General features: G+C 34.3%; 11 protein-coding genes. 3 read left to right on the forward strand and 8 right to left on the reverse strand.

What is annotated here, in order from left to right; all coding sequences use genetic code 11:
* Positions 1-50: 50 nt before the first annotated feature.
* The 4 genes from ACNARN_RS05345 to thrA form a co-directional block, all read right to left on the reverse strand.
* A complete protein-coding gene (locus ACNARN_RS05345) occupies positions 51-8,237 on the reverse strand; it encodes an RTX toxin (RefSeq protein WP_416304219.1) in 8,187 nt (2,728 codons plus the stop codon).
* Between the two features lie 191 nt (positions 8,238-8,428).
* Positions 8,429-9,721: a threonine synthase gene (gene thrC / locus ACNARN_RS05350; RefSeq protein ID WP_198632072.1), complete on the reverse strand. Its 1,293-nt coding sequence runs from the start codon at positions 9,719-9,721 to the stop codon at positions 8,429-8,431.
* Positions 9,722-9,724: 3 nt separating this feature from the next.
* Entirely contained in the window at positions 9,725-10,675 is a 951-nt protein-coding gene (gene thrB / locus ACNARN_RS05355; protein ID WP_198619304.1) for a homoserine kinase, read from the reverse strand.
* Positions 10,657-13,116: a bifunctional aspartate kinase/homoserine dehydrogenase I gene (gene thrA / locus ACNARN_RS05360; protein WP_416303721.1), complete on the reverse strand. Its 2,460-nt coding sequence runs from the start codon at positions 13,114-13,116 to the stop codon at positions 10,657-10,659. Before thrA ends, thrB begins: the two co-directional genes overlap by 19 nt.
* Positions 13,117-13,922: 806 nt before the next feature.
* Here thrA and arcA point away from each other — a divergent pair.
* Positions 13,923-14,639 carry a two-component system response regulator ArcA gene (arcA, locus tag ACNARN_RS05365; RefSeq protein WP_006535263.1) on the forward strand — a complete coding sequence of 239 codons (717 nt, stop codon included), beginning with the start codon at positions 13,923-13,925 and terminating at the stop codon, positions 14,637-14,639.
* Between the two features lie 211 nt (positions 14,640-14,850).
* Here the strand turns inward: arcA and creA are convergent, their stop codons facing one another.
* Complete coding sequence (gene creA / locus ACNARN_RS05370; RefSeq protein ID WP_198619446.1) at positions 14,851-15,309, reverse strand: protein CreA; 459 nt, start codon at positions 15,307-15,309, stop codon at positions 14,851-14,853.
* Between the two features lie 227 nt (positions 15,310-15,536).
* Here creA and robA point away from each other — a divergent pair, with 227 nt between their 5' ends.
* On the forward strand, positions 15,537-16,445 hold the full coding sequence (robA, locus tag ACNARN_RS05375; RefSeq protein WP_198619302.1) for an MDR efflux pump AcrAB transcriptional activator RobA: 909 nt from the start codon (positions 15,537-15,539) through the stop codon (positions 16,443-16,445).
* Between the two features lie 43 nt (positions 16,446-16,488).
* Here the strand turns inward: robA and gpmB are convergent, their stop codons facing one another.
* The gene (gene gpmB / locus ACNARN_RS05380; RefSeq protein ID WP_109371869.1) at positions 16,489-17,136 is read right to left on the reverse strand and encodes a 2,3-diphosphoglycerate-dependent phosphoglycerate mutase GpmB; all 648 of its coding nucleotides are present in this window, start codon (positions 17,134-17,136) and stop codon (positions 16,489-16,491) included.
* 51 nt (positions 17,137-17,187) lie between these two features.
* Between gpmB and yjjX the strand changes: the two genes are divergently transcribed.
* Complete coding sequence (gene yjjX, locus ACNARN_RS05385) at positions 17,188-17,724, forward strand: inosine/xanthosine triphosphatase (protein WP_023580954.1); 537 nt, start codon at positions 17,188-17,190, stop codon at positions 17,722-17,724.
* A 138-nt stretch (positions 17,725-17,862) separates the two neighbouring features.
* Here yjjX and trpR read toward each other — a convergent pair whose 3' ends face one another.
* Together trpR and sltY are read right to left on the reverse strand one after the other, a co-directional pair.
* On the reverse strand, positions 17,863-18,174 hold the full coding sequence (trpR, locus tag ACNARN_RS05390) for a trp operon repressor (RefSeq protein ID WP_036911763.1): 312 nt from the start codon (positions 18,172-18,174) through the stop codon (positions 17,863-17,865).
* Positions 18,175-18,274: 100 nt separating this feature from the next.
* Positions 18,275-20,194 carry a murein transglycosylase gene (gene sltY / locus ACNARN_RS05395; RefSeq protein WP_198632069.1) on the reverse strand — a complete coding sequence of 640 codons (1,920 nt, stop codon included), beginning with the start codon at positions 20,192-20,194 and terminating at the stop codon, positions 18,275-18,277.
* Between the last annotated feature and the right edge of the window lie 99 nt (positions 20,195-20,293).

The raw sequence follows: 20,293 nt of genomic DNA on the forward strand, positions 1-20,293 counted from the left end.
CTATCAATAAAAACAGCACTAAAATCAGTGCTGTTTTTTTATATTGAGGCTCACAAATGTTTTGCCACTAGTGATAATGGTGACCATGTTGGAGATGGAATAAATTCACTACCTTGCATTGTTGTCAATTGTTGTTCATTAAATTGCGCCATTTCTTGAATAATCGAAGCAAGGGATTGCATTGAAAGTGTGTTTTCTGTTTTGATAATTGTAACCGAGCTATTCGTCTGATTTTCTTTTGTTTTTAGAGTTAAAATAAATTGACCATCTTCTGTTCTATACTGCCAATCGTCACCCACTTGAGAAGAAATGAGTTCATCATGTTCAGATAATCCTGAAATAAAAAGTTGGCTATTTTCGCCTTCATCATAAATAGTGACTTCACCATAACGCTTGTTCACGATATAAATATTACTACCACTCCCACCACTTAAATAATCAAGACCTGATTCAGAGATCAAAAGATCATTTCCACTTCCTGCACTGAGATTATCGTTCCCCTCTCCCGCAATTAAAATATGATGTCCGTGATTAACCACAATATGATCATCGCCCTCTCCGCCATCAATCACCGAGCTACATTTATTATGATTAACGACGATATCATCACCTGCCATTAACTCGAGAATAGGCAAGTGTTCAATTGATTGATTGTGTGGTTTCTGTTGAGTCATTAAAATAGATCTTAACAAAGAGTAAGGTGAATCAAGTGAATAAGTCGATAATGCCTCTTTATTTAAGGTCAGTGATTCAGGGATCATAAGCACATCATTTCCTGCACTAATAGTAAAATTTAGATCCGTCATTGGTGTTAATAAATGTTGTTGGTTCTCTTTTGTAGGAAGTGTAAAAACAACATTATCTTTATCTATTAATCGAATAGTCACGTTTGTATCGACAATTTTATTTAATAGCGTTGGATCGAAAGATAGCGTTAAATAATCATCTGGAAGATAGCGATGAGATAAAAGACCATCTTTAAATGTCAAATCAAAACCACTTATATCTGTTAAAAAGAAATGGCTCACATTATCATCAGTTAGTTTATCAATATAGTCAGACAGTAAAATATTCACTCTTTCATTCTTATTTTTTGTTAAAAATGTTTTTATTTGATAGTTGTCATTGCCCTGACTCAATTTAATGTATGAGTTAGAATCAATACCCAAATAATTATTATTTTGGTTATTCCCGTGAATACCAAGTCGTAAATTTGTTCCAGATAAGAAACCACTGTATTCAAATTCAGGCAATAATTTTATATTTCTACTCTTACTTTTAAAAGCCGTAATAATTAATTTTTCAATCTCATTAATATAAAAGTCTTTAATAATGAGTTTTGATTTATTATATTGTTCTAAATAACTAAATTTGTATAATATTTTATCTTTAGTATTTTCATCCAACGTGAGTAAAAAACCATCTTGAGTTATTAACGTATAACAATGTGAAAGCGTATTATTTACAGAATCATCATAAACATTTTTTAATTTTATAGAGTGATAAATTAATTCATTATTTTCATTTCCATCATTTACTTTTATATCAAAAATAATATCTTTTTCTTGACGAGAAATAGCAGCAATTTCATCAAAATGATAGTTTAATTGCACAATACTAGACTCGATATGACTCACTTCATTAATAATTGTTTGAAATTGAATATTATAATTTTTTTCTAAAGAAGATCTTAAAATAACATAGCTATCATTTCCCTCCCCCCCTTCAGCATAACCTTCTCGTAAAACCAGAGTATCATTTCCTCCTAACCCATATAATAAATCGGTACCGCCAGCACCATCTAAATAATTATTCTCTTGGTTACCATAAATAATATCATCACCAGCCTCGCTACCAATTACGTTCTCAATACTGTCTAAATAGGCAATCACATTTTGATCTTGTAAGACAATATTAGGCATAGAATCAACTAATTGCTTTGAATACAAACGCCCATTCTCTTGATAAAGAAATAGCTTTGAATGAAAATTTTGACTGTTTGTTTGTTCTTCTGATTGTCTGAATTTAACATAGTTATTAGATAAACTAACCTCATATCCCGTATATTTGTTTGTTATTTTTATAATACGAAGTGTGTCATTTCCCTCTCTGCCATAAAAACGACTCGCATAAAGTGGCGATTCAGAGGAAAACAAATTGAACATATCATTTTTTTCGCCTCCACTTAATCGTTTAGTACCATTATAAATATCAAAGGTATTTTGAGTAATTACAGGTGCTGCAATAACATCATTACCATGATAGGTATTAAAATAGAATTTTTCATTCTCATTCCAATCTGAGAAATAATATTTTTCATACTGATTAGCTTTTATTAAACTTTCCGATAAATTTTCCACACCTAATACATTAATTATATTTTCTCTATTTGTTCTTATATTTTTTAAAAAATCGCTATCTACCATATTATCAAAAATGGGAGAATCATCATCGGAAATAATATCCATTATATAGCGATTCAATTCATTAACATAAAAATCAACATCAAAAATCAGTGTCTCATGGGTTGCTATTGCTTCTTTAGGAAGATAATACTTATATTCTGTTTTTTCTGAGCGAAGATGATAAGAAAGTGCAGCTATTTTTTCAGCTACTTCTTGGCTCATATTTTGAGATATCCGTTGAGCAACATATTCTCCTAATGGATTTAAAATTGAATCTAATGTTTTTCCCATTAAGTTTGGTATGACTTTATAATAATAATATTCTTGGTAAACCTGTTTTTCATTTGTATAAAAATAACGGCTCTGATGATTTTGTTTTTTTATCTCATCAAGATAATTGACTGCATTTTTGTCAATCATCTCTTCTAATTGTGTTTCTGTTTCTAAATAGATGATTTCATTCTTTTTATTTGGCAGTAAATCCCCCATTAAAAAGGCATAAAAACCATTATTAAGTTCTTCTGATGGCGTAAAATTTACCTTTATCTTTGCTTCTTCAATAAGCCTTGCTGCATTATAAATCGATGTTGCAAGTGCAATAACTGCACCCGCCACAATACCAATAGGGCCTGCAATCGTTGAACCTGCAAGCATTGCAATAGAAACTCCTAGCGTAACCAACCCAGATACAACAGCAAAGGAACCATTAACAATATAATCAATTTTCCTTTTTTCATTATTTTCACCAGAAATTCGGCTAAAATTATCATAAGCATTATAAATATCAAATCCGATAGAAAGAACATTAAGTCCAATCCCTACTTTTGTACTTATCTTACTTACATATTCAAGTGGATTATGACGATATTTTAGCAATCCTTTAGCTAATGTAATTTCAATCAATTCAGAAAGACCATTGTAAGCCATCTCAGACCACATAATAGCTAAGTTATTAATGATCTCTTTTCGCTCTTTAGGCGATAACAATGGGTTATTTAGTTGTTCAGCAAGCATAAAAGTGGAATTAATTGACTGCCACATACCATAAGTAATATTAGCGTAATCAATTTTACTAATTATTTTCATATGTCGAGGAAGTGTTAATGATGCATTTCTTAATAAATTCCAATCTTTATCACTGTAGCCTTTATTTCCTAGCTTAATCATTTTAGTTAATCGTTCAGATGCAGCAAGATAGTCGATTCTATTTACATCATTAGAAAGGAGATATTTAATTTTCTCTTCTTTATTATTTAATAAATAACGAAACAAAGAGATGACTTTTTTATCCTTTTCACTACCTGATATTGATAGAAAATAATCATTAAGGTGATAAGGATCAAATGTTAATTTTAAGTCCCATTTTTCTATCTTACTGAGATCAATGTCATCGATATTTTTTCCACTTACCTTAGCACCTAAACTGACTAATAAACTTTTATCAAAAAAGAAATCATTTATTTTTATTATCTCTTTATTTTTATAATCAAAGATCTTATCTTTCACATCTAAAATATCTGACGAATTTAAATCACTTGCTTTCTTTAATGCTATTTCTGGTGATGATGATTCAAGTATCATTTTATTGCGAGTCATAAAAATGATATTTTGAAGTTTGTTTATTATTTTTTTATAGTTTTCAAATGTTGATATATTGTCTAGCAATACTCGATATAAAATGCCTTTTTTGTTTTTATCAAAAAATGTAGTCAGAAGATTTTTTGAAAGTAAGCTTAATTTTTTAATTAATGTTGGATTGTCATAAACTGCATGAATAATTTCTATTGCTTGATTTGTTTTTTTTGTTAATGTCAATTTTTCTTCTGACAATGAGTCCAATGATAGCCATTGTTGATATGTCATTTCGCTCATCAAATATTGATTGAATTTTTTATTAACTAATGGATCATGTATTACTTGTGTTAATTTTTTTTCTATATTATTTTCATCTGAAGTTTTAAAAAAAGAAGATAGCTCATATAGATATTTTCTGCATGCGGTACTTATTGAAATATCATTACTGATAATTTTTTGACTAAGTTCCTTTAATATTTTCCTATGCTGTTCAGCACTAAGGTGATCGACTTTATTAATAATAGTTCCAATTTGATAAATATTAAGATTGTAATGATTTAGTTTAATATAATCTAGAACATCAGATATTGTTATATTATCTGAACAATCAAAAATAACCGTTTTAATATCTTTATTATAACCTAATTTAAATTCTTCATTATCTCGATAGTTAGGATACAGGTTAGAAAGTAATTGATAGATCTCTTTAGTGTGATTTTTATTTTCAATACTGATTTTTTCTTCTATTGAAATAGATATAAAATCATCAAACTCCGCCTCAGATATAATTACATTGTTTGATACCACACTGGCAAGTAAAGGTTTATCGATATATTGTCTCTCAATAAGTGGCTTAACAATAATGTTGTCTATTAAAAGAGAAACCTTATTATCAATAATCTGGTAGATCGGCATATTTAATCGTTGAGCAATACCCTCAATAAAAAAATCACCCGATTGATAACTCAATAATTTTTCTTTTTTAGCAAAAACAATCGTTTTTTCATTAAAAAATTGATTTTCTAAAATAATATTATGTAATTTTTCAACATCATTTTTTTGTCTAATAAAATCTTGCTGAAAAAAACTATCCTCTTCATTTCCTGTTGCAATAATTCTTATTTTATTTTTTAAAAAATAATCAAGAAAATCGCTTATTTCTGGTTTATCATTTAAGTAAATACTTAAACCCTCACTTTTAACACCATTATAAAAATAAATTATTATATCATCTTGATAGTAAGCATCTATACTATCTATAATAATGTTATCAATATTCCTCCCATTAAATAAATTCTTATCATCAAATAAGAAATTAAAGTTATCTTTATTATCGTCAAATAATAAATAACTACAATCTATTTTATTTCTATTTTGATTAAATGATTTATCAAAAAGAATATGAATATTTTCTTCATTAATATAAAAATTGTTTGGATGATAACCATAATTTCTTTCACAATAATTATTATTAAAGTAAGTTTCTAACTGATTTATTTCATGGACGATCATTCTATTTGAAAATTGATTATTTCTAAAGTAATCAAAGTATAAATCATGATAAGAGCTTAAATTATTACCTTTTTTAACATCTATTTCAATTTCAATTAAATTGAGTAGTTTATTTATATCTTCATTATCCCTATATTTTGATAGTTTTTGATAGTTCTCTTTTAAATGTAGTTTATTATTATCCTCTATCAGAAATGTGTTTTTTAATTCAGGGATATCAATGTGTTCAATTATCTCAATTAAATATTGGTAGTTATTTTTAAACTCAATAGTGTAATCGTATCCCTCAATATCAGTATTTCTATTTTTATCCAATAATAAATAGGGACTCTCTATAATTTGATTATAAATAAAATTACTAACACCATGAGAACCATCATTAATTTCATTCACCATTAATTGATAAAGCTTTGCAGCCACTAAACTATTTTTTTCAGCAAGTGAAATTAATTTTTCTTTTCCATAAATCAATCTATCGTAAAACAATTTATCTTCTAACTTATTTTTAACCTTATTTAAAATTCCAATAAGTGAGACATTCTTATTATAATTAAATAAATTTATTTTATTAATTAGAGAAAAACTAGCCGTTAATTTATCAAAATAGATATTTCCATTTAATATATCTATTAAAGAAACGATTTCTTTTAATTCTTTTGATTTATTTCCTTTAACTAAATAGCTATTTATTTCAATTAAATCCCTGTAATAAATATCATTAAATTCAACATATCCATTTCTTTTTTTGATCTCTTGGAAATTATTGAATTCGACCACATCAATATCAATACTATTATCATCATTTTTATTCAAAATAATCTTACTTGCCTGATTATTTCCAAGAATATCATTAATATGATGCTTAACTAAGTAAATACCCTCATCAACATATGAATTTTTTACAACAACTTCTATTAAAACATTCTCTTTTTTAAGCTGGAGAATAAGATCTCGCTGTTCACTATAATGAATAACACGTCCTGTAACACCCTCGCTAAAAGGTAATGAAAAACCTATTTTCTTTATACTTTCAGCAATGCCTTTATTGATATCAACATCATCATTATTCCACACACTTCTATAATTTAATGAATCCGTTTTTTTATACTCATCAAAAGTAATATATTTTTTACCTTCTATTTCATGAGCTCCATAGAAATCCATTTTGCTTGCCAATACTTCTTTTATAGCTAAAGGATCAGAAAACTCGAGTAACTCACTATTTGAATCAAATAATGTAAACTTGTAATTGTTTTCAGAATATTTTTTATATGCAATGGCTATAACATGATCTTTGAATGCAATAATGGCATAATAATCATTATATCCCTGTATAATTCGATCTATATGATGACTGACTTCTTCTTGACTAAAACCAATATGATGAATATTTGATTTCCCCAACCCTTTTTTATTTAATACTTCATTATATTGAACCGACTTTAACGAATCAAAAACAAAGTATTGAACTTTATTACATAACCTTTCCATTTGAAAATATTGAGCAAAAATAATATTTTTTACTTCTTTCATTAAATTTAATACTTCATACTCTTGTATATTATTAAATAAAATAGAGTCTAATTTATTTAGTATAATTTCCTTTTCATTTTGATAAGAAGAAATATTTTCTTTTAGCCAAAATAAATATTTATGCCCCCCTTCTAATCCACTATTTCTAATCTCTAATAAATAACTCAAACTCAAACCATAGCATAATCCAGTAAGTGATTGGACATGACTAAAATCATAATTAGTTTCTTTTGAAGTAATAAGATTAATTCGACTCATTATTTTTTCAAGTGGCTTAAGTAGATCCTCAGATTGTGAAAACCGCTTTACTATATTATTTTTTATTTTGGTCGTAAACCAGCCAGTACCCACTTTGTAAATTAGATGCTCTCCATTTTCGAGTATCTGGCTATATTTATATTTCGCAATCGTAAACGCCTCTTCTATATCATCAGTATAGATATGTAATACTTTCTCGGTTTTTTCTATCTTATCCCGTATAATAAAAATATTTTTATAGGAGAAGCTTTCATTAAGCTCAATAGAAAAACGTGAGTCAATATCTATCTGTTTTTTTATTTTTATATCAATAATAATTTCATTTATTATATCGTTATTACTTACATTCCAATATTCATTTAAATTAAAATAATTAGAATACTCTTTTTTATTATAATTACGATAATATAAAAAATCGTTATTATTATTTTTTTTAATTGTATTTTCTATACTATTAATCAAATCACCTTTGCTATAAAAAAAAACGGATTCACCTTCAAAATCAATTATTTTAAATATATCATTTTCATTATCTATTTCTAAAATAAGTTTTTTGTTCTCCAATTCTACATAATAAGTTCCCGAAGAATGCTGAAAAAGAAGAGTGTTCATACGTTCTTTTTTTATTTTAATCGGCTCTCTAGCTGTTAATTTAGCACTATTTAAAAATAGATTCTCTATACTTAAATTGATTTTTACTCTGACAAAATCAATACTTTTAGTAAATTCATTTTTATTATAGAGTGAAAAATTATTTTCTATTCTTCTAAGAAATTCATTTGCTTCATATTCATTTTTAGAAATAAGGATAGAAGTGTAATTTTCAGTTAATACCCTTTTTACTGATTCAAATTTACAGAATAATTCTGCGCTATGCTCTTTTATATGATTTTCTATTATTAATGCAATTCTATTTATATCATCTTTAAAAATTAACTTTCTGAATCCATTCATATTTCATTCCTTTTTGTTGAATAGATATATTCTTCTAAAAAGAAAATATATAATTCAAATCCACTCTTTTAAATCCTTATTTTCCTATTTTTAAAATTTAGCTCATAAAAAAAGCCCAACATTATGTTGGGCTTTTTTCAGGATAAATAATTAATTAAATTAGAAATTAATTATTTCAAAATTATTAATTTTTATTTAGGCGCTCGTTCTAATAAAAAATCACGTAACTGCGCAAAATCAGCAGGTAAGAAGTGCGAAAGTAATTCTTTATCTGCACGCTCGGCTAGCTCTTTAGGTAATGGCAACTCCCCCCCTAAAATACGCTCTACACTCTCCTTAAATTTCGCGGGATGGGCTGTCCCCAAGAACAGACCATATTCGCCCTCTTTCAGCTCATCACGCAGTAAACGGTAAGCAACCGCGGCATGAGGCTCTGAAATATAGCCTTTCTTCGCGAGTTCACGCACCGTTTCTTCTGTTGTTTCATCACTCACTGAACCATGAGCAAGATCAGAAAGATCCCAACCTTTACGACGATACAATTCTTCAATACGTGGCCAGTTATTAGGTTGGCTAACATCCATCGCATTAGAAAGCGTCGCCACAGTGCGATGAGGTTCCCATTTACCATTATCTAAATAGCGAGGAACGGTGTCATTTACGTTTGTTGCCGCAATAAAGCGTTTTACAGGTAATCCCAGAGATTTAGCGAGTAAACCCGCCGTTAGATCACCAAAGTTACCACTTGGTACTGAAATCACTAGTTGCTCATGTTTTTCCGCAGGAATTTGAGCAACGGCCTCAAAATAATAACAAATTTGAGCAAGCAAACGACTGATATTAATGGAGTTCGCTGAGTTCAAATACATTGTTTTCTTTAAGAACTCATCATCAAAAGCCTGTTTCACTAATGACTGGCAAGCATCAAAATCATCTTTAATTGCAACAGTGTGAATGTTTTCACCTAATGTACAGAACAGTTTTTCCTGTAACGGGCTAATTTTGCCTTCAGGATAAAGAATAACAACTTGTACATTTTCTAATTTGTAGAAAGCATGAGCTACAGCAGCGCCTGTATCACCTGATGTTGCTGTTAAAATAGTAACAGGTTGGTTGCCAGCAACTTCTGACAACATTTGCGCCATAAAACGACCACCAAAGTCTTTAAATGCCAGTGTCGGGCCGTGGAAAAGCTCTAAACAACTTACATCATCTTCAACTTGGGTTACCGGTGCAGGAAATGCAAATGCGGTGCTAATACGTTTTTCTAATACATCAGCAGGAATTTCATCACCAATAAAGGCTGTTAAAATACGGCTACTACGTGTTGCAAAATCAAGTGCTAATAATTCATCAATTTCAGCTTTAGAAAACGAAGGTAAGTCTTGTGGAAAAAAGAGCCCTTGTTGTTTACCCAAACCTTGTTTTACTGCTTGAGCAAAACTGACTTGCTCTTGATTATCTTTCAAATTATATAATTTCATGACTTATCCTATCTGTCTTGCGCCACGCGTATCTATACGGCAGATATGTACAAAGCCTTCACTGTTTTGTACATAGTTTTGTTTCAGCCATTCGGCCATCTCTTGTGCGATTTCTAATGAATCACTAATCGTAAAAATGGTAGGGCCTGAGCCGGAAATACCACAAGCTAATGCACCTTTCTTCTGCGAAGCCTCTCTGGCTTTTTCAAACCCCGGAAGAAGTTGGGTACGATAAGGCTCTGCAATCACATCTTGCATCAAATTAGCGGCTAGTCCTGATTGCTGAGTATGGCAAGCATGAATAAAACCCGATAAATAACGACCGTGGTTAATGATGTCTGCTTTAGAGTATTGTTTTGGTAAAATCGCTCTAGCTTCTGCCGTAGAAACTTTAATTCCCGGATATGCCATAACCCAATACCAATCATCAAATGTTGGTACAGACTGACAAATAGTGCCATTTTGTTCCAAAATAAGTTGTAACCCACCTAAATAACAAGGTGCAACATTATCATAGTGCACACTACCTGAAATACGACCTTCAAGCTCCCCCATCATCAGCAGCAATTGTCTCTCACCAAAAGGCTTTTGGGCAAATTCATTAAGTGCAACCAATGCTGCAACAACAGAACAAGCACTTGATCCTAAACCAGAACCAATTGGCATATTTTTCTCAAGCGTCATTGCAACAGAAAGTTCTTTGCCTAATTTTTCACAAAATAACTGCCAACATTGATACACAATGTTTTGCTTAGGATCTGAAGGTAATTTGCTAACAAAGTGCCCTTTACTTTCAAGTGTAAATGCCGAAGCCGCTTCAACGGTGACACAATCACCCAATAATTGCCCATCAATAGGTGAAACTGCCGCGCCAAGGACATCAAATCCGACACTCACGTTGCCGATTGATGCCGGTGCATAAACTTTAACCACGCTTAAACTCCCAATTTCCATGATAAGGTACGTAATACATCTGCAAACACCCCAGCAGCAGTAACATCATTACCAGCACCATATCCACGTAATACCAATGGAATAGGTTGATAGTAGCGAGTGTAAAAGGCTAAAGCATTTTCACCATTTTTCACTTTAAACAGAGGATCATTTGCATCAACTGCCATTATTTTAACTTGGCATTTTCCTTCATTGATGATGCCAACATAACGTAATACCTTACCTGCTTTTTGTGCTTCTTCGACTTTTGCATCAAATTCAACATCAACTTGAGGTAAACGGTTTAAGAAGCTGACTACATCACCTGAGCTATCAAATGAAACAGGCAGCACAGGCTCTACATCGATATCACTGAGTTCTAATTTATAACCCGCTTCACGCGCTAAAATAAGCAGTTTACGCGCAACATCCATACCAGAAAGATCATCTCGAGGATCAGGCTCTGTAAAACCTTTATCTTTTGCTGAAAGAGTCGCTTCAGATAAGCTTTTACCTTCATCTAGTTGACCAAAAATGTATGACAAGGAGCCTGAAAGAATACCATTAAATTGAACTAACTCATCGCCCGCATTGAGCAAGTTTTGTAAGTTTTCAATAACCGGTAAACCTGCGCCAACGTTAGTGTCATACAAGAACTTACGGCGTGAAGCTTCCGCTGCTTGTCGAATTTGGTAGTAATAGTCCATCGACAGCGTATTCGCTTTTTTGTTTGGTGTAACCACGTTAAAGCCATTTTGTAAGAAATTTGCGTATTGTCGCGCAATTTCTTCGTTTGATGTGCAATCAACGATCACTGGATTTAAGAAGTGGTACTCTTTTTCTAAACGAATAAGCTGACTAAAGCTAAAAGGCTCTTTGGCTTCTTTAAGTTCTTGTTGCCAATTATCTAAATCAATACCTTGCATATCTGTCAGCATGGCTCTTGAGTTAGCAATACCACATACACGAAGATCGATATGCTTATTTTTCAACCATGCTTGCTGGCGATGGATTTGTTCAATTAATGCGTTGCCAACACCACCAACACCGACAATAAAGACTTCAACAATTTGATTAGTGTTGAAAAGCATTTGATGGCATAAACGCACCGCGTTAGTTGCAGAATCATTCGCAATAACGGCAGAAATAGAGCGCTCTGAAGAGCCTTGAGCAATCGCAACGATATTGATATTGCCACGGGTTAAAGCAGAGAAGAAACGCGCTGAGATCCCTTTTAAAGTACGCATACCATCACCTACAACGGAGATGATAGCGACGTTTTCCATGATATCTAATGGATCAAGTACACCGTCTTTTAATTCTAAATAAAATTCATCTGATAAGGCTTTTTGCGCTCTAATAAGTTCTTTTTGCGGTACACAAAAGCTGATGCTGTATTCAGAAGAAGATTGTGTAATCAGAACAACAGAAATACCCGCTCTTGACATAACAGAGAACACTCGAGCGGCCATCCCCACCATACCTTTCATACCAGGGCCTGATACGTTGATCATCGCCATATTATTAAGGTTGGTGATCCCTTTAACTGGTGTACTATCATCTTTTTGACCATCACCAATTAATGTACCTGGCGCATCTGGGTTGCCTGTGTTTTTTATTAAACAAGGAATTTGGAATTGGGCGATTGGAGCAATAGTGCGAGGATGAAGTACTTTAGCGCCGAAGTAAGAGAGTTCCATCGCTTCTTGATAAGACATGCCTTTTAACAGACGTGCATCAGGAACTAAACGAGGATCACAAGTATAAACACCGTCAACATCAGTCCAAATTTCACAACACTCTGCACGTAAGCAAGCGGCTAACACAGCAGCAGAGTAGTCTGAACCATTACGACCTAATACCACGAGTTCATTCTTTTCATTACCCGCAGTAAAACCTGCCATTAAAATCATATCGTCTTTTGCGATATTGAGTTCTAAGATGCGGCGAGTAGACTCAGGAATATCAACTGTTGATTCTAAATAATGACCTTGTGCGAGTAAATTTTTGACCGGATCGATCACAGTGACATTATAGCCACGAGCCTGCAAAACGGATCCCATTATAGCGATAGAGAGCTTTTCACCACGACAAATCATCGCTGCATTGATGCTATCAGGACATTGGCCTAATAAAGAGATCCCATGAAGGATATGTTTGATCTCTGCAAATTCACGCTCAACTTTATCTTTTAAGCGCTCATAGTCAAAACCAGGTTGTTTTTCTCTTAAACCTTGTAATAAGTTGGCAAAAATTTGCTCGGCTTCTCGTACTTGAGTGAGAGGATCTTCGCCTTCTGCCGTTTTTTCAATCATTGCAACCAAGTAGTTAGTTATCTTGGCTGGTGCTGATAATACAAGAGCGACTTGTCCTTGCTCTCTTTTTTTCTCAGCGATATCAGCAACATTCAGCACACGCTCTGCGTTGGCAACTGAAGTTCCCCCAAATTTTAACACTCGCATACAGCTCTCCTGATTTTTCACCCAAAAAAAAACCCGCATTTCTCAATGCGGGCTTTTTCGATTTTCGTTTTTTATATGCGACAGCCCGCCCCGCAATATAAGATTCCGGTGGTGGTGGTAATAATTGTCATTTTAGCTGGGCTGTAAATACGCATAACTATCCTGTCTGTCTCAAATTTAGTTTGACTATATACTGGTTAAAGCAAAGCGAGAGAGATGTCAAATTTTTTCTTTTTTTGCACCAAAAAATAAACTCAACTTAAATAAAATTTATTCGATCCTTACTCCTATTGTAGTATAGATATTGCTATCACAAAGGGATAAACAAAGAAAATAAAGCTACTATTTTAGAGTTATTTGGGGATTTGTACTTTTATTAGGAATAAGGTATTTTATGCTACTTTAAATTGTGTAACAAAACTGGAAAAAAAATAAACCCCCACTATATTTAACATATATTTTTCTTTTACATTACATAAATCAAATTATATAGTTAACTATTGAAATCAAGGTTAAGCTGTTATCTTGATTTTGATATGTGTCAACAAAAGTTAGCTTTTTAGATGGTATTTAATACAACTGGTGTTATATTGCTGTTAATAGACTATGGGCGTTTTGCATTCTGATTTTAGCGTTCATTGTCGATTAAAATTGCAAGTTTTGTAATAACGTGATGGTTATTTATCGAATTTCAATCTGGGTCTAGTTTTTACGTGCTAATAACAAAAATGAATAACCACACAAGCGCACACAGAAGTTAAACACAGATTTCCTTTTTCTATTTTTGGTAATTTTAGGTAGCAAATATGCAAACCCCGCACATTCTGATTGTTGAAGACGAAGTTGTTACTCGTAATACCCTGAAAAGCATATTCGAAGCTGAAGGGTATATCGTACACGAAGCCACTGATGGCAACGAAATGCACAATGTTCTATCTGATCATGATATTAATCTGGTCATTATGGACATTAACCTTCCTGGTAAAAACGGGCTGTTACTTGCTCGTGAATTACGTGAACAGGCAAGTGTTGCATTAATGTTCCTGACCGGTCGTGATAATGAAGTTGATAAAATCTTAGGCCTAGAAATTGGTGCCGATGATTACATTACTAAACCATTTAACCCTCGTGAATTAACGATTCGTGCACGTAACTTACTGTCACGTACCATGAATTTAGTTAATGGCACAGAAGAACGCCGTTTAGTGGAAAGCTATAAATTCAATGGTTGGGAGCTTGATATTAACAGTCGCTCACTAATCAGCCCTGCTGGTGAACAATATAAATTACCACGCAGTGAATTTCGTGCGATGCTACATTTCTGCGAGAATCCAGGAAAAATCCAAACTCGTGCAGAATTACTGAAGAAAATGACAGGCCGTGAACTGAAACCTCATGATCGTACGGTTGACGTAACTATCCGTCGTATTCGTAAGCATTTTGAGTCAACACCAGATACACCAGAAATCATTGCAACAATTCATGGTGAAGGTTATCGCTTCTGTGGTGATTTAGACGAGTGATTTTGATTCTATCTCAAACACTTTCTTAACAAAAACCCCCGAATTACCATTCGGGGGTTTCTTTTATCTAAAGAAGGATTAATAAAATCACAAATAGTGAAAATTGATCTCAGCAACTATTTTGATAAAAAATATAACTTCTTTTTTAAAAAAATTTTAAACCTTATTCGTATTAATTTTATTAACCATTAATTTCTCTAGTAAATAAAAATCACTCTTTCCACGGCATAATAGGTACTGCACTAATCGCATTTTTTGGCGAACCATCAATGACTTTATCTGAGTAAGTCAGATAAACTAAAGCATGGCGCTGTTTATCGTAAAAACGTACAACTTGAAGCTTTTTAAATACTAATGATGTTCTTTTCTGGAAAACAACATCACCATTATTTTTCCCTTTAATAACCTTTTCGCTTAGTTCAATAGGCCCTACTTGCTGGCAAGAGATAGCCGCATCAGCAGTATCTTCAGCAAGACCTAAACTCCCTGAAATGCCCCCAGTTTTTGCTCGGCTTAAATAACATGTGACATTTTTAACTTCAGGATCATCAAATGCTTCAATCACAATTTTATGGTTAGCGCCAAAAAACTTAAATACCGTATCCACGTAGCCAATTTCTTCTGCTTTTGCCATCAAAGAAAAAGGGAGTAATATAGATATTGCTAGCATCTTTTTGAAATTTAACATATTTACCTAGTTCCATTGAAAAGATGAGAAAATAGTTTTGTCTAGAATAAAACAATCTATTACTAACTGATAGAAGAATTTGTGTACATTAGTCGATGAAAAAGACTATATTTTACGATTGTCTAACAATATAACTTGTTATAGATGTTCAGGCTCTTTACCATCTACTTCTACTGCAATAAACAAACGAATATGACTAAGGGAGATGTATGGATCAAACCAACATCATACGTGATTTGCTCGCTTGGCTTGATAATAACCTAGACAAGCCATTATCCCTCGATAATGTCGCAACCAAAGCGGGTTACTCCAAGTGGCATCTACAACGCATGTTTAAAGAAGTTACAGGACAAGCGATTGGTTCTTATATTCGTTCAAGGCGTCTATCTCGTGCAGCCGTTGCATTACGTTTAACGAGCCGCCCTATTTTAGACATTGCTTTGCAATATCGTTTTGATTCTCAACAGACTTTTACCCGCGCTTTTAAAAAGCAATTTGATAGAACACCCGCACTTTATCGTCGTACTGATGAATGGTGTGCGGTAGGAATTTGTCCACCAATTACCTTAGATCCTCAAAATTTACCTAAATGGGAATTTGTAACGCTATCTGAGAAGAAATTAATTGGTATTGAGCAAACTTGTAGCCACACCCTTGAGCAATGGGCTGAAGCCTGCTCTAACATGCGCCAAACCTTCTGGCGTTACTACATGAGCAAGATAAGCGCTGTCCCTCATCAAGTTTATGGGCTTCACCACGCACAACATAGCGATGAGCATGAAGACGAACAACGTGTGCTTTACACAACTGCCGTTGAGCCAGATTATGCAACGTTTATCGATGATGATGCAGCAAATGAAGTCTCTCTTGCTGGCGGTGATTACATTCGCTTTGATTTTGAAGGTGAGGCAAAACGTGGTGCAATGCAGGAATTTTTATTCCTAATTTATGGTGTCTGCTTACCTAATATGGGATTAACGCGCCGTAAAGGCTATGACGTTGAAAAATACTATCTTAAAAATGTGAGTTACAGCAATGAGATGGTGACTGAGCCACAAGATCATATCGAACGTTTTGAATATTACATTCCAATTAAACGCGAAGATGTAACCGCATAAGAAAAAGCTCTCTTTGTAATATGAGAAAGAGAGCTTTTATTTTTTAGCGCTGAACTTCATCTAATGCAGTATCAGTAAGATGACTCACATCACCCGCTGTTTCAATCACCCAACCATTAGCAAGCCAAGGGCTATTTTGATAATCAACGCGTGAAATTGAGCAATTACGCAGTCTTAAACGGCGTTCTGCATATGCAGGTAATCCTAATACCGTACTCAGTAAGCACCCTAAAGCAATACCATGACTGACTAAGAGTGGGCGGCTATTTGCGGGTAAATCAAGACATTGATTTAGCGCAGCCTGCATACGACTTGCTAATTCTGCCATTGATTCTCCTTGGGGAATTCGTCCATCAGGTGTACCATCAATCAAACTCTTGCGCCAAGCCTCTTCTTGTGTCTTTAATGTTGCGATCTCTCGCTGTTCAAGAACGCCCATATTGAGTTCACGTAAACGTGGGTCAGTTATCACTTCACAGCCACAAGCTTGTGCAATGATTTCTGCCGTTTGACGAGTACGGCCAAGATCGCTTGAGATAATGTGGGTAATGCCTGCTGATTTTACTTTTTCAGCAACTTGCTGTGCTTGACGCACACCATTCGCTGTTAGTGGGCTATCAGATTGCCCTTGAATACGTCTCGCCACGTTCCATTCAGTTTCACCGTGGCGAACAAGATAGACCTGTAACATACATTTTTTCCGTTATACTGCTCTAATTTTTCAAAGGATGATTAATTCATTATGTATCATGTCATTGCAGCCACTACGAATCCAGCAAAAATCAACGCGATAAAACTCGCCTTTGAGCAAGTATTCGGTAAAGATACCTTTGATATTGAAGATATTAATGTCGATAGTCGTGTTCCACAGCAACCTATCGGAAATACAGAAACGAGAACTGGCGCACGTCAACGTGTGATGGCGGCTCGTCAAGTTCGCCCTGAAGCTGATTTTTGGGTTGGCGTCGAAGCCGGTATAGAAGATGATATGACCTTTGCTTGGATTGTTGTCGAACATGGTCAAATTCGTGGAGAATCACGCTCAGCAAGCCTTATGCTACCAGAACAGATCTTAAAAGGGATCCGTGAAGGTCGTGAGCTTGGCGATGAAATGGCTTTCTTAACAAAAATTGACAACATTAAACAGCGTGGCGGTGCGATTGGTTATTTTACTGATGGCCTACTCAGTCGTACTTCTGTGTATCAACAAGCATTAGTGCTGGCATTAGTACCAGTCACTCATGATATCTATAAAGAACTCAATCAAAAAGAAGATTAATAATTAATCTAATGCGTTTTTTTAGATAACCCAGCTTCTAGATAAGTTTGTTGTTAGATAAAAAAGAAACAAAAAAAGCCATTTAATCAAATAATTAAATGGCTTTTTATTATTCTAGTCTAGAGAGTAACAACGCGACTATTTTTTCGTCATTAGCTCTTTTTCAAGCCATAATTTCACATCATGTGGCGCTGTTTTTAAACTATTAGAGCCTCTAGTGATGGTGGCAATGCCAACGCCTAGCTCTTCTTTTAACTCACGCTGACTTAAATCCCCTCGCATTAACTCTTGCACAATGCGAACTCGGGTTGCCAAAGCACTACGTTCATCAGGTGTCATTAAAAGTTGTAAAATAGGAAATTGCACATCTTGCTCAAAAGCATGTTGTAATAACTCTACAAATCTTAGCCAGTGCTCATTCTCTTCAGGTGATAATGCAGGATCTTGCATCGTGGGAACCTCTTTTTGCCACACTCATTAACTAGTACAAACTATATCATACTTTGCTAATGTACAAAGAGGCTCCAACAATAAATCCTTTTTTTATCCTTTAATATCGGCTATTCCACTCATTTTCAGTCAGTACTGGCTGCTGTTCGCCCGCAAAATAGCTATAGAAAACAGCAAAAGAGAGTACGTTTTTCACATAACCACGAGTTTCAGCAAAAGGAATACTTTCAACAAAAGCAATTGCATCTAATTGACCATTTGCATCAGATAACCAACGATCAACACGCGCAGGCCCCGCATTGTACGCAGCACTTGCTAAAATACGGTTTTGGTTAAAACGCTGATAGACAGAATCAAGATAAGCGGTACCAATCTCAATATTCTTCACAGGATTTGTCAATTGCGCACTACTTGTATATCCCGTAATCCCCGCTTGTTTTACCGTAAACTCTGCTGTTTTTGGCATAACCTGCATTAAACCTGTTGCACCCGCTGAAGAACGGGCTTGAGGATTCCACGCACTTTCTTGGCGAGCAATCGCCATCGCATAATTGCGGTCGATCGATTTATCTTTCGTATATTGCTCAAACTCATTTTTCCAAGCAAGAGGGAAGCGTTCTTCTAGATGATCCCACATTTTCCCTGTGATCGTGGCTTGCACCGCTAAATCAGCCCATTTTTGCTCATACGCATAACGCGCTAATTCAGACTGTATTTGCGCTGGCTGTGAAGCAACATAGTTTGCCCACTCTGATCGCGCTAAGTTATCCATCTGCCAATACATCAATTCACGAACACGCTGTATTTCTGGCTGATTAGGAATGTTTGATGAAACACTTGGGGCTTTATCTATCACCATCACATAAGGCTTACCTAATTTGGCAGCTGCAACCATTGGGTAAAAACCACGATTTTGTGTTAGCGCTTCTAAAATAGCTTGTGCTTCACTGTTTTTACCTTGTGATTGCAACACCATTGCTCGCCAATAACGCCACTCTTCCTTATTTTTACTTTCCGGAGAGAGCCTTTCTAACCACAATGCCAATTCAGCAGGTTGGTTTTGGCTTAATGCTAGGCGTACACGGCGCTCACGCAATGTATCTGATGCTGTATCTTGAATAACGCTATCACGCCATTTTACCTGCTCTGGTGTCGCATAAGGCATATATTGCCACGCCACAGTATCACGCATTAACTGGCGTTCACTGGCTGTCATTTTTTGTGCATGCGCGATATTGTCCAGTTGTGCTCTTGCTGCATCTGCGTCTTTTCTTGCCCAACGTGAAAATGCAGATTGTATGATTGAACGTGTGAAATCTGTCGGTGAAAGAGTGGTTGCATAGCGTCCAACTAAATTGGGATAGTCTTGCAATTCAACCAAGGCATCACTAATGGTTTGATAATTTTCAGGGAGACGTCGAGCCAAGTAAGCAGCAAGCGCCGTATTACCATTTTTAACCGCTAAATTAATGCGTTCTAACACCAACTCGGGTGTTAATTGATTAGCTTTTTGCCATTCATCAAAAAGTGAATCACAACTTGATGGCATTGATGTGCCATTAAGCCATGCTTCGTTAGCCCCTACCCATGCCGTTTGAATATCACCTGTTGCCCATTTTGCATAATAATAATTACATCTTGCAGCTTTAGGATTTGGTGGATTGGGGCTAAAAGTCAGTAAGTTCTGCCACTCTTGGCGTTTAGCCAATTCATTCACAAACAGTGAAGGAAGCGCTTTTGCTGGTGGTAATGTGGGATATTTAGCAACAAATTCAGTAACCACTGCTGGCGCAATAACATCAAGATTATCCGTAATTTGACGGTATTCCAGATAAGGATAAAGTGGATAGTTTTGTAATGTAGGTAGTAGTTTTTCTACTTCATCTGTTTTTTTCAGATCCCATGCTGACTTAATTTCTTGATAACGGGCACGTTGTTCACTTAATGAATCTGCTTGCACCCATGTAGAAAAACACAATGCCCCAATTGCCAATGCTAACGACCACTTTTGCTTCACCACGTTATTTCTCCCACCTCAAATAGAACCACCAAAGAGTGAATACATTAGCTAATATGATAATCATTAACAATGTAAGTTCCCCTCTTTAAGAGAAATTTT

Origin of the sequence: Proteus sp. TSJ240517, from assembly GCF_047921575.1 — a bacterium.
In the GTDB taxonomy this organism is placed as follows: domain Bacteria; phylum Pseudomonadota; class Gammaproteobacteria; order Enterobacterales; family Enterobacteriaceae; genus Proteus.

Excerpts from the sequence above, each read along its gene's own strand:
- yjjX (WP_023580954.1), top strand. The coding sequence starts at position 17,188 with ATGTATCATGTCATTGCAGCCACTACGAATCCAGCAAAAATCAACGCG.
- thrB (WP_198619304.1), bottom strand. The coding sequence starts at position 10,675 with ATGGAAATTGGGAGTTTAAGCGTGGTTAAAGTTTATGCACCGGCATCA.
- gpmB (WP_109371869.1), bottom strand. The coding sequence starts at position 17,136 with ATGTTACAGGTCTATCTTGTTCGCCACGGTGAAACTGAATGGAACGTG.
- ACNARN_RS05345 (WP_416304219.1), bottom strand. The coding sequence starts at position 8,237 with ATGAATGGATTCAGAAAGTTAATTTTTAAAGATGATATAAATAGAATT.
- arcA (WP_006535263.1), top strand. The coding sequence starts at position 13,923 with ATGCAAACCCCGCACATTCTGATTGTTGAAGACGAAGTTGTTACTCGT.
- thrA (WP_416303721.1), bottom strand. The coding sequence starts at position 13,116 with ATGCGAGTGTTAAAATTTGGGGGAACTTCAGTTGCCAACGCAGAGCGT.
- creA (WP_198619446.1), bottom strand. The coding sequence starts at position 15,309 with ATGCTAGCAATATCTATATTACTCCCTTTTTCTTTGATGGCAAAAGCA.
- thrC (WP_198632072.1), bottom strand. The coding sequence starts at position 9,721 with ATGAAATTATATAATTTGAAAGATAATCAAGAGCAAGTCAGTTTTGCT.
- robA (WP_198619302.1), top strand. The coding sequence starts at position 15,537 with ATGGATCAAACCAACATCATACGTGATTTGCTCGCTTGGCTTGATAAT.
- trpR (WP_036911763.1), bottom strand. The coding sequence starts at position 18,174 with ATGCAAGATCCTGCATTATCACCTGAAGAGAATGAGCACTGGCTAAGA.